General features: G+C 40.9%; 8 protein-coding genes, 6 tRNA genes and 1 rRNA gene. 11 read left to right on the top strand and 4 right to left on the bottom strand.

Annotated elements, in window-relative coordinates; all coding sequences use genetic code 11:
• From rrf to glmM, 11 genes are all read left to right on the top strand, one after another.
• Positions 1-87, top strand: a 5S ribosomal RNA gene (gene rrf / locus CD126_RS04635); the annotation flags it as partial.
• Between the two features lie 10 nt (positions 88-97).
• Positions 98-172, top strand: a tRNA-Asn gene (locus CD126_RS04630).
• A 3-nt stretch (positions 173-175) separates the two neighbouring features.
• Positions 176-247 (top strand) — tRNA-Glu (locus CD126_RS04625).
• A 5-nt stretch (positions 248-252) separates the two neighbouring features.
• Positions 253-328 (top strand) — tRNA-Val (locus CD126_RS04620).
• Between the two features lie 18 nt (positions 329-346).
• A tRNA-Tyr gene (locus tag CD126_RS04615) sits at positions 347-431 on the top strand.
• 7 nt (positions 432-438) lie between these two features.
• A tRNA-Gln gene (locus CD126_RS04610) sits at positions 439-513 on the top strand.
• Position 514: 1 nt separating this feature from the next.
• Positions 515-587: transfer RNA gene (locus CD126_RS04605), tRNA-Lys, on the top strand.
• Positions 588-1,002: 415 nt separating this feature from the next.
• The gene (rocF, locus tag CD126_RS04600; RefSeq protein ID WP_103370102.1) at positions 1,003-1,908 is read left to right on the top strand and encodes an arginase; all 906 of its coding nucleotides are present in this window, start codon (positions 1,003-1,005) and stop codon (positions 1,906-1,908) included.
• Between the two features lie 417 nt (positions 1,909-2,325).
• Positions 2,326-3,132, top strand: a complete 807-nt coding sequence (gene cdaA, locus CD126_RS04595) for a diadenylate cyclase CdaA (protein WP_049405639.1) — start codon at positions 2,326-2,328, stop codon at positions 3,130-3,132.
• Positions 3,133-4,065 carry a CdaR family protein gene (locus CD126_RS04590; protein ID WP_049405641.1) on the top strand — a complete coding sequence of 311 codons (933 nt, stop codon included), beginning with the start codon at positions 3,133-3,135 and terminating at the stop codon, positions 4,063-4,065.
• 28 nt (positions 4,066-4,093) lie between these two features.
• Positions 4,094-5,446, top strand: a complete 1,353-nt coding sequence (gene glmM, locus CD126_RS04585) for a phosphoglucosamine mutase (protein WP_103370101.1) — start codon at positions 4,094-4,096, stop codon at positions 5,444-5,446.
• Between the two features lie 150 nt (positions 5,447-5,596).
• On the opposite strand, the gene CD126_RS04580 is transcribed toward glmM, so the two are convergent.
• Genes CD126_RS04580 through CD126_RS04565 form a run of 4 tightly spaced genes read right to left on the bottom strand, consistent with a single transcriptional unit; the run spans position 5,597 to position 10,774 of the window.
• Positions 5,597-6,703 carry a mannitol-1-phosphate 5-dehydrogenase gene (locus tag CD126_RS04580; RefSeq protein WP_103370103.1) on the bottom strand — a complete coding sequence of 369 codons (1,107 nt, stop codon included), beginning with the start codon at positions 6,701-6,703 and terminating at the stop codon, positions 5,597-5,599.
• A complete protein-coding gene (locus CD126_RS04575; RefSeq protein WP_049405645.1) occupies positions 6,703-7,137 on the bottom strand; it encodes a PTS mannitol transporter subunit IIA in 435 nt (144 codons plus the stop codon). Before CD126_RS04575 ends, CD126_RS04580 begins: the two co-directional genes overlap by 1 nt.
• Before the next feature lie 7 nt (positions 7,138-7,144).
• Positions 7,145-9,193 (bottom strand): BglG family transcription antiterminator, encoded by a 2,049-nt coding sequence (locus CD126_RS04570; RefSeq protein WP_103370100.1) that lies wholly within the window; start codon positions 9,191-9,193, stop codon positions 7,145-7,147.
• A 39-nt stretch (positions 9,194-9,232) separates the two neighbouring features.
• A complete protein-coding gene (locus CD126_RS04565; RefSeq protein WP_103370099.1) occupies positions 9,233-10,774 on the bottom strand; it encodes a PTS mannitol transporter subunit IIBC in 1,542 nt (513 codons plus the stop codon).
• Positions 10,775-11,379 lie beyond the last annotated feature (605 nt).

The following is an 11,379-nucleotide window of genomic DNA, read 5'->3' as shown; positions in this document are numbered from 1 at the left end:
CTGTTCCCATGCCGAACACAGAAGTTAAGCTCCTTAGCGCCGATGGTAGTCGGACTTACGTTCCGCAAGAGTAGGACGTTGCCAGGCATTGTATTAATCCACAGTAGCTCAGTGGTAGAGCTATCGGCTGTTAACCGATCGGTCGTAGGTTCGAATCCTACCTGTGGAGCCATATGGCCCCGTGGTCAAGCGGTTAAGACACCGCCCTTTCACGGCGGTAACACGGGTTCGAGTCCCGTCGGGGTCATTTGTGGAGGATTAGCTCAGCTGGGAGAGCATCTGCCTTACAAGCAGGGGGTCGGCGGTTCGATCCCGTCATCCTCCACCATTTCAATTGAATAGCTACGGAGGGGTAGCGAAGTTGGCCAAACGCGGCGGACTGTAAATCCGCTCCTTCGGGTTCGGCAGTTCGAATCTGCCCCCCTCCACCATGATTATTGGGCTATAGCCAAGCGGTAAGGCAACGGACTTTGACTCCGTCACGCGCTGGTTCGAATCCAGCTAGCCCAGCCATGAGCCATTAGCTCAGTTGGTAGAGCATCTGACTTTTAATCAGAGGGTCAGAGGTTCGAATCCTCTATGGCTCACTCACGCACCTTCTTTCTAGGAAGGTGCTTTTTTACGTACTTTTGTAATTATCTTATCTCAGTAACTCCGTTGCATCTTTTAGTTCTAACTCTAATATTGATTGGTCACCCGTATTATGAAAATATCGTTTCTCAAATCAGAGAAGCTTTCAATAACTGCAGCTTAAAATTATCGTTTTGCTTTCTTTCAACTTATTTCTCTTTGCTAGTTCTGCAAAAAATTTACCTTCTCTCATATGAATAGTCATACATAAAGTGATAGAAACTACTTTCTTAAATGAATCTTCAATCAGCATTCTGATATATTATGTAATTCAATCCCTTTTATTAAACTCTGTCTAAAGCATCGTTAATTGAATGTTTTATACTATTCGTTTATTCTTACCATATATCTAACACAAAGGGGTTGTGATTGATGAATAAGAAGATAGATATCATAGGTGCACCTACTACATATGGTCAACCTAAACTAGGGGTTAATTTGGGACCAGAAGCCATACGATATGCTGGGCTCGTCAAACGCATTCAAGCTTTAGGTCTTGAAGTGGAAGATAGAGGCAATATTGATGTACCTCGGGTTGATTTGGAACGATTTCATGGGCCGCAAGAAGGTCTACGCAACTATGATGAAATAATGACTGTGTCTAAGAATTTAAGTGAAGCGGTATCTACAAGCGTTGCACGTAACCATTTCCCACTCATTATCGGAGGAGATCACTCATTAGCTATTGGTTCTATTACTGGAGTGAGCCAACACTACGAGAACTTAGGTGTGATTTGGTATGATGCACATGGTGATTTGAATATTCCTGAGGAGTCGCCTTCAGGTAATGTACATGGGATGCCACTTCGTGTACTTGCTGGAGAAGGTGATGAAGCGCTTGTTCATTTAGGTGGATTCGCTCCTAAAGTTAAACCAGAGAATATTGTTCTTATCGGTATGCGTGACTTAGACGAAGGGGAGAAGCAGTACATCAAGAAACATCATATTCAAACTTATACAATGGCTGATATTGATCGTTATGGTATCCAGCATGTGATTGAGGAAACGATCAATTATCTTAAAGATAAAACGGATGGCATCCATCTCTCATTAGACGTCGATGGATTAGATCCAGTAGAAACACCAGGGACAGGCACTCGAGTACTTGGTGGATTAACTTATCGAGAAAGTCACTTTGCCTTGGAATTATTACACGAATCTCAGATGATTACCTCTATGGATGTTGTAGAAGTAAATCCGTTAATTGATAACAAGAACCGTACTGCAGAACAAGCTGTCGGTTTAATTGGAAGCTTTTTAGGTGAATCGCTACTCTAATTTTAAAAAGAAAGTATGATTGGTTGTTAGTCTAGAAGCAACAGTTTTAAAAATGATTGTTTAAATAAGATACTTGAATTGTTTAAACAGTACTAACATGAAAGGTATTCACTTTTTAAAGATTAAATTTATTTATCGCATTCATGAAGCATTTTAACTCTTCAACACGGGATTGAGCGTAGAAAATATCTCATTTTCACGCTCGCTCCCGCTTTTTTATTTTTCTCCAACAAAAACTTTACTCCAACTCATGATCACCACTTATACTATACCTCAAAGTTCTCCTAAATTTCCCCCATACAAATTTAATATTTCAATTTTCAAACTAAAGAAGAATTTAGCTGTAACTATATATGACAGTTATAGTTATGATTGGTATAATGGATAGCATGGGAACAGATTACCGGAGGAGATGTTATGGAATTATCCAATTATTTTAATCATTGGAATACGGTAAGCGTCATTACGAGCATCCTTGATTTACTCATCGTTTGGTATGTCCTTTACTTAGTTATTACAGTATTTAAAGGCACGAAAGCGATTCAGTTGCTCAAGGGTATTGTGGTCATCGTCATTGGCCAACAAGTGAGTAAGATGCTGAACCTGACTGCGACATCCCATTTGTTTGATCTCGTCATCCAATGGGGGGTATTAGCGTTAATCGTTATCTTCCAACCTGAAATTCGACGAGCACTTGAACAGCTAGGGCGAGGCAGTTTATTTAAAAGATATACAAGTAATTTAAACAGCAATGAAGATAAGCTGATTGAAGCGGTATCGAAAGCAATTCAATACATGGCGAAACGTCGTATTGGTGCGCTCATTGTCTTTGAGAAAGAGACGGGTTTACAAGATTATATAGAAACGGGTATACCGCTCGATTCTGACATTTCTCAAGAGTTGCTAACGAACGTGTTTATACCTAATACGCCACTGCATGATGGTGCGATGATCATTCAAGGCACGAAAATTGCAAGTGCAGCTTGTTACCTTCCGCTTTCTGATAGTGCGAAGATCGCGAAGAGTTTAGGTACACGTCATAGAGCGGCTGTAGGTATATCTGAGGTTTCAGATGCATTTACTGCTGTCGTTTCTGAAGAGACAGGGTCTATCTCTGTGACATTCGATGGTAAGTTGCGTAAAGATATTTCTACAGATGCATTTGAAGAATTGTTGGCTGAACATTGGTTTGGCACACACTTTCAAGAGAAAGGTGTGAAATAGATGTTAGAGAGTAAATGGGGGCTGCGCTTAATCGCGTTAGCACTAGCGGTATTATTCTTCCTATCCGTGAATAATGTATTCGGTAATGTGTTCAATGCAGATAAATTCGGACAGAATTCGACAGAGACACTGAACGATGTGCCTGTTGAGGTGAAATACGATCACAAATCACTGTATGCGAGCGGCGCACCAGAAACAGTTAACGTAGATTTATCAGGTACACGTTCCCAAGTGTTGAAAGCACAGAAGAACGAAGATATTAAAGCTGTACTTGATTTAACTGGTGAAAAAGCGGGAAAACATTCAGCAGATTTTGAAGTTAAAGGTTTAGATGAAGATCTAGATTATGAAGTGAAACCGAAAGATGCAAGTGTTAATCTCGAACAGAAAGTCACTAAGACGATGAAAGTTGAGCCAGATGTCAGTGAGAACAATGTAGATGGAGAGCACAAGATTAGCGAACAAACTGTATCTCCACGTACTGTGAAAGTCACTGGCGGACAAGAACAGATTAAGAAGATTGCCTACTTGAAAGCGACGTACAAAGATTCAAGTACAATTTCTGAAGATACTACAGATGTAGCACAAATTACTGCATTTGATAGTCAGCTCAATAAAGTAGATGTGACGATTCAACCTAAAGAAGTGAATTTATCAGCTAAACTAGAACCTTATAGTAAAAAGGTGAAGATCGCACCTAAAGTGGTGGGTAGTTTAGCCGATGGACATCAAGTAGATAAAGTGAAACTAGATGATGATGAAATTGAAATTTATGGAAATAAAGATGACTTAAAGGATATCGACGAAATCACAGGGGAAATTGATGTCGATAATGAGAGTGAGGATACTGAGAAAGAGGTTACTCTCAAATTGCCTAAGCATGTGACGAAAGCTGATCCAGATCAGATACAAGCGAAAGTCTATATCAAATAATACGTAAGATACAAAGGAGTTAATAACAATGGCTAAATATTTTGGTACTGATGGTGTCAGAGGTGTCGCAAACCAAGATTTAACACCTGAACTTGCCTTTAAGCTCGGACGTTATGGTGGCTATGTACTTGCACATAATAAAGATAAGAAACATCCTAAGGTACTTGTAGGACGCGATACACGTGTATCAGGTGAAATGTTAGAGTCTGCACTCATCGCAGGTCTTGTCTCAATCGGAGCTGAAGTAATGCGCTTAGGTGTGATTTCTACACCAGGTGTCGCATACTTAACTAAGGAAATGGAAGCAGAGCTTGGTGTAATGATTTCTGCTTCACACAATCCGGTTGAAGATAATGGTATTAAATTCTTTGGTTCAGACGGTTTCAAACTTTCTGATGCTCAAGAAGAAGAAATTGAAGAATTGCTCAATGCAGAGAATCCTGCCATTCCTAGGCCTGTAGGGGAAGATATCGTACACTACTCTGATTACTTCGAAGGTTCTCAGAAGTACTTAAGCTATCTTAAATCAACCGTAGATGTGGATTTCGAAGGTATGAAGATTGCCTTAGATGGCGCACATGGTTCTACTTCATCTCTTGCGCCATTCTTATTCGGGGATTTAGAAGCGGACACAGTGACGGTCGGCTGTAATCCAGATGGTTACAACATCAATGACCAAGTAGGTTCTACTCACCCTGAGAAACTTGCTGAAACGGTTGTTGAAAAAGAATGTGATTTCGGTCTCGCATTTGATGGCGATGGTGACCGTTTGATTGCGGTAGATGAGAAAGGTGACATCATTGATGGAGACCAAATCATGTTTATTATCGGTCAAGAAATGGCGAAGAACCAAGAACTCAACCATAATATGATTGTTTCAACGGTGATGAGCAACCTTGGTTTCTACAAAGCATTAGAAGCGGAAGGTATTCAATCAAACAAGACGAAAGTCGGCGACCGTTATGTAGTAGAAGAAATGCGTCGTGGCGGTTACAACCTTGGTGGTGAACAGTCAGGTCACATCGTGATGATGGACTACAATACGACAGGTGACGGTTTACTTACAGGTGTGAAATTAGCTTCAGTGATTAAACTTACAGGTAAAAAGCTAAGCGAATTAGCTGCACAAATGAAGAAGTATCCACAATCACTCGTTAATGTGAAAGTAACGGATAAACATCGCGTTGAGGAAAACGTTGCTGTACAAGAAGAAATGACGAAAGTCGAAGTGGATATGAACGGAGAAGGTCGTATTCTCGTACGTCCTTCAGGTACAGAACCACTCGTACGTGTCATGGTTGAAGCGGCAACAGATGAGAAAGCACAAGCGTATGCTGAACGTATTGCTAAAGTCGTTGAAGAACATATGGGGCTAGAGTAATCGTTAACTAGTTTCTACAATAAAGTTGAGATACGCTATCGCTTTATAAGAGTGTTAATCTCTCAACTCAAAAAACGTATATAACTCAAAAAGGATTCGAGCATGAAGTAATTAGCTTCACGCTCGAATCCTCTTACTTTATCCAATCGTTTAACCTAGCACGTTGTACTCACGCACAATTTCTTGAGTTAAACCTTCATCAGTGTGCGCATATTCTTTAAGAAATGCTTCAACACCGTTGTTTTTAATATAATTATTCTTCTCAACCGTCTCTTTATCATTCGTATCATCATATTTTAATAGATAAGCTGCAGCTTTCAGCAAGCCTTCATGAGGTAAATCTTGTTGATAAAGATAATTGAGCGGTTTAATAATACGATCTTGAGGACCAATTTTACGTAAAGTGCCTCGACCAACGCGTGTAACCGCATCAGAAAGATTAGGGTTCTCAAAACGTTCCATAATTTGATCCACATATTGTGCCTGTTGTGATTCAGTGAAAGTAAATTTAGACGTAATATACTGGCTAGTCTCTGAAAGGACTTGTTTCAAGCCGTCTTTAATTTGTGTGTCCTTCATGGCATCGAGCACAGTGGCTTTATCGTGATAACGTCCTGCATAAGCTAAGAACGCATGACCCGTGTTCACTGTGAGGAGCTTACGTTCGATGTAAGGTGTGAGATCATCCACATAGTGAATATGATCTAACTCAGGCCCATACCAATGTTGACGTTCAATCACCCATTCAAAGAACGGTTCGACAACGACGTCTAACAAATTCTCGTTATGTTGTTCAGGAACAATACGGTCAACAGCTGAGTTCGCAAAGTGGATATGATCACCTAGTGGCCCTGTAATATCTAAGATGGCTTGTTTCAACGTATTTGTCGCCATAATCGCGTTCTCGCACGCCACGATATTGACGGGTGTTTCTTTCTCTTTCAGATACGGTGCAAACGTCTTCGCAATAAGTGGTAGTATATTCACGCCGACTGCAGTCGTAATAATATCCGCTTCCAACACCGCTTGCTTCAACGCTTCTGAAGGTTTACTAGAATTAATACCATCAACATTATGAACGCGTGTCGTCGTACGTTCCTCATCCGCTAAAATCACATCGTATTCATGTTGTTGCTCAAGTTCATGAATCACCGTCTCATTGACATCCGCAAAGGTTACTTTAACCTCATTATCAGCAAGTATGAAACCGATGAAACCGCGACCGATATTGCCGGCACCGAAATGTAGGGCTTTCATCATGCATCGGCCTCCTCAAAGACTTGTTTGATTTCTTCTGCGGATTGCGCGTTGACGATGCGTTCAACATTCTCTTCTTCACTGAACGTGATTGCGATTTTAGATAATAAGTCTAAATGCTCGCCATCTTTACCTGCAATACCTACTACGACTTTCACTGTTTCGCCATCCCAATCGATACCTTCAGGAATTTGAATTAAAGATAATCCTGATTGAATGACTTCTGTCTTCGCTTCATCAGTACCGTGCGGAATTGCTAAACCGTTACCCATAAACGTAGATACGAGTTGTTCACGCTCTTTCATAGCTTGAATATAGCCTTCAGTCACCGCACCACTTTTAACTAAAGCTTGGCCAGCTTGTTCGATGGCTTCCTCTTGTGTACTAATAGATTGGTTAAGATAAATATTGTCATTGCTAAATAATTCGCTCATAATCGTATCACTCCATAGTTAAGATTTGTTGTAAATAGGCGACATACTGATCCTTCAATATTGAAATCAATTTGTCCGGGTCTGACATCAGTACGTCGATATCATCAAGGTGGTGAATGAGTTCACCGGTAAAATGACTGACGAGTTGTGCTAAGTTAGGATCGTCAGGAATAAAGATATTAATTAAATAACGAATCGGTGTGTCATTATGATTTGGTAGCTCGAGTGGTTGTTCCAACACAGTGAGAAGCAACATCGGTTTCTGGATGACTGAACTTCTCAGATGTGGAAGAGCAAGAGGATAGGGCGCTAAAGCGTACCCATCTTCTTCCATGCGGTCTACCAGTAATTCAGAGAATGACTGTCGATCGTCGATAATCTTCCTTTGATGTAAACTTTCTGTTAGATAACTTACGACATCATCCACGTGAACTTGTTCGACTTCACAGTGGTCAAGAAGTCGTAAGCCATCTCGAACTTGATTCAAGATATGTTCAGTATCTCGTTGTGCTTGAGAAGGTTGTTTCGGTTTCCAAAGATTGCTCGGAATTTCAGTCTTAGTTTCAGTTTGCACGTAGTCACTCTGGCTTTTTAAAAATTGAGCGACAAGATGAATATCGGTATCCGGCAGTAAAGGATTAACAGTTAAGTAATCCGCTTCAATATCAAGATTGACCGTCGAAATAATGGCATCATAGGCTTCAAGCGATATGTGCGCTAACTCTCCAACCGAAGCTTGTTCTGTCGACGTGACTTCTGGAAATGTTTGCTCTAATCGCGTCGCTAATAAACGACTTGTTCCAATCCCGCTGCTACAGACGACTAAGACATTTAACGTGTGATGTTCCTCGCGTCTAATAGCACCGGCGAAATGGAGAACGAGAAAGGCAATCTCGCTATCAGGAAAGTTTAAATCGCTCCACGTTGCTTCTACCGCCAACTTCACACTGTGAAAGAGATGAGGATACTTCTGCTTCACCATTTGTGTGAGTGGATTATAGGTTTCAATATTTGCTCTCAAACGGTTCATAGCAGGAATGAGATGCAACTTCAACCCTTCAGTTAGCGTATCTAACTCACTAAATTCCATCTTCGCAAAGTTACTTACGCGTTGGATAAAACGTTGAATTTGTGTTTCGTCATGTTCATCATCTTCTGTGATATCTTTACGCTTCGCACCTCTAAGGTGAATTGTAATAAAGGTAATTTCAGCTTCAGTAAAAGTCACATCGTAAATCGCTTCTAAACGATGGGCAAGTGCAGTTGCAACTTCAAATTCACGGGTATGGTGTACCTCTTCGTAAACTGCAGGTTCTAAAGTCACATATTCATTTTTCTGCATGCGATCAATACTCAGAACGATATGAACGGTCAACGTGATATAGCTTGACTCAATCAATGTATATGGCAGTGAATCAAGATAATCCATTAATAGTCGTTCGACACGAAAAATCTTATCCATATCTACCATAGATAACTGTGTTTGATTGAGTGACTGATAAACGAAGTGGTTCTCGATGACAGAGTAAACACTTGTACTGTTTAGATTGTTGACCATCCGTAAACTCAGTAGCTCACGTTTTTTAGATTCTGCACCTTGAAGTGAAATACCTTCGCCGCGTTTACGTTGAAGCGTGAGCTGATAGTTAGTGAGTACTTGTTCGAGTTGATCCAATATTTTAGACAGTGTTTGAGTCGAGACCCCAATCTCATGTGCGAGACTATATTGCTTAATAGGGGCATCTGCTTGGATTAAGGCATATAAGATGATGACTTGTTGTTCTTCTTCAGATAAGTCTGCCATGGGTTGATCCTGGACGAGTTGTTGTAAACGCTCAACGGCAGTAGTTGATCCACTTAACTTCACGCCTTTACGCACGACGCGTTCCAACTTTAGCCCCAGTTGAGTCAACGTCTCTTCAAGTGATTTCAATTCTCGATGTATCGTACGAGAGGAGACAGCAAGCGTTTGAGCAATATCGTATATCGTTAAATATTGGTCTTGATGCTTGAGTAACATTTCAGTGATGGCTCTTTCACGTTTGCTCAGTAACATAGCTGTATCCTCCTTTAGTTGATCTATGGGATTGAAGGATTACTGATCAGACTTTAACTGTTCGAGTAACTCTTCGTATCTTGGTGAGTTTAAGAAATTATCCACAGAGATGTGAATCGCATTAGGTGTTTGCTTAATTGCACGATCTGTTAATTTCTTCTGCGTAATGACAAGTTGTGCATCTTGTGGTAACTGATTGATCGCTGTATTCGTTACGTCGATATCAGTTAAACCAGCTTTCTTGAACTTATTACGCAACATGCTGGCACCCATCGCACTAGAGCCCATTCCTGCGTCACATGCGAAGATGACGTGGTTAATCTTGCTGTAGTCGTGCGCGTCGACGTTCTCTGTATCATATTTCTCTGTGAGGTCTTCTTCCTCTTCTGCATTAGCATCAGACGTAGTACCTTCATCTTCGGCTTTATCTGTTTGAGCTGATGTATCTTTAGTATCTTTGTTCCCTGATAGTTGTGAAGATACTCTTGATTTCTTACCTTTCGTTTTTTCCATTTGTGCTGTGGCACTTTCAAGATCCTGTTTAGGTTCTTTAGTAAAACGTAAAATAAGTGATGCGACGATAAAGGAAACGAGCGCTGCGAGCAGCACACCGAGAATCATGTGCAAGTAGTTGCCTTTAGGTGTGTTGAAAATGTAGACCAAGAATGAACCTGGTGACGCTGGACTTTTAAAACCAAAGTCAAAGAGTGAATAAGTTGCAACACCTGTCATACCACCAAGGATCACTGCGATAAAGAGTAACGGACGCATCAATACATATGGGAAGTAAATCTCATGGATACCACCGAGGAAGTGGATGATACCTGCGCCATATGATGTTGCTTTCGCAGTTCCTTTACCGAAGATCATGTAAGCGACGAGAATTCCGAGACCTGGTCCAGGGTTAGATTCAATCGTATAAAGAATAGACTTACCTAAATGTGCGGACTGGTCTGCGCCAAGGGGTGTGAACACACCGTGGTTAATCGCGTTATTTAAGAATACAATCTTCGCTGGCTCAACGATGACACTTACGATAGGTAATAAGTGCGCGTGTACAAGACTACCCACGATCACGGATAGGATGTACATAATTCCGTGCATAATAGGTGCGATAATCTTAAATCCTACGAGCGTCATAATAAAGCCGAGAATTCCGGCCGAGAAGTTGTTAAACAACATTTCGAAACCTTGTGGGGTACGAGGTTGGATGAATTGATCTGTCTTCTTCATCAACCAGCCAACTAAAGGCCCCATAACCATAGCACCAAGTAACATTGGTGTATCCGGCATCGCTACGATGACACCCATTGTTGCAACGGCAGCAATAATACCGCCACGCATTTCATGGAGGAGACGACCACCACTATATGCGATAAGTAATGGAATTAAATATTTAATCATCGGATCAGCCAAACTTGCGAGATCTTTGTTAGGCCACCAACCGCCATCGATGAAGATCGCTGCGATTAAGCCCCAAGCAATAAACGCACCAATGTTTGGCATAATCATACTACTGAGGAATGACCCAAAGGCTTGGACTTTACGGCCGATTCCTTTGTTCTCTTGTGTATCTGACATTGAGGACACCTCTTTTATAATAAGTTTATAAGTCTATTGTATGAGGTGTGTAAGCGTTCGCACAATAACAACTAATGACATCTTTGTCAGTCAAAGTGTGACAAACATCACTTTGTAAACGATGTTTAATTATAGTAGAAAAGGGATAAACAAGGGGCGGTTCCAATGTGGTAATGTTTGCATTACAATACCATTACATTGTAGAATTATGTATGTTGATAGAAAGGAGGACAGACAACATAATTCAATTAAAGCGCCAGTACAAATGCAGTGTCTTATCCATCATTTAAGGTTTAATATCAGAAATCTTAATAGATAGGTCGTCTGTATTTGTAGACGAGGTGGATAGTTATCGAGATTTCGGCGGATGCTATCCCGGATGGTTAGGCTCATTCGTAAGCTTAATGATGAAAACACTAGGGTAACTTAGTGCACAAAGTTATTAAGCAAGCCTACAAGACTATAGCAACACACGAATTGTAAGAGAGCAGTTGCTAGGATGCGTTGAAAAAGTGTGTGATTACAGGCATGGATAGAACCATCGATGTCTTCTTTTACTATGCGCAATTCTAGTCTACGCTCCCATGCTTTGCTTCGTGTGATTA

The sequence above is a fragment of the Staphylococcus pettenkoferi genome, from assembly GCF_002902685.1.
GTDB classification, from domain to species: domain Bacteria; phylum Bacillota; class Bacilli; order Staphylococcales; family Staphylococcaceae; genus Staphylococcus; species Staphylococcus pettenkoferi.
The sequence above is the reverse complement of the archived record's forward strand: the minus strand, read 5'-3'. Positions and strand labels throughout refer to the sequence as shown.

Coding starts and splice junctions, on each gene's coding strand:
- CD126_RS04565 (WP_103370099.1), bottom strand. CDS start 10,774: ATGTCAGATACACAAGAGAACAAAGGAATCGGCCGTAAAGTCCAAGCC.
- CD126_RS04590 (WP_049405641.1), top strand. CDS start 3,133: ATGTTAGAGAGTAAATGGGGGCTGCGCTTAATCGCGTTAGCACTAGCG.
- CD126_RS04580 (WP_103370103.1), bottom strand. CDS start 6,703: ATGAAAGCCCTACATTTCGGTGCCGGCAATATCGGTCGCGGTTTCATC.
- glmM (WP_103370101.1), top strand. CDS start 4,094: ATGGCTAAATATTTTGGTACTGATGGTGTCAGAGGTGTCGCAAACCAA.
- CD126_RS04575 (WP_049405645.1), bottom strand. CDS start 7,137: ATGAGCGAATTATTTAGCAATGACAATATTTATCTTAACCAATCTATT.
- CD126_RS04570 (WP_103370100.1), bottom strand. CDS start 9,193: ATGTTACTGAGCAAACGTGAAAGAGCCATCACTGAAATGTTACTCAAG.
- rocF (WP_103370102.1), top strand. CDS start 1,003: ATGAATAAGAAGATAGATATCATAGGTGCACCTACTACATATGGTCAA.
- cdaA (WP_049405639.1), top strand. CDS start 2,326: ATGGAATTATCCAATTATTTTAATCATTGGAATACGGTAAGCGTCATT.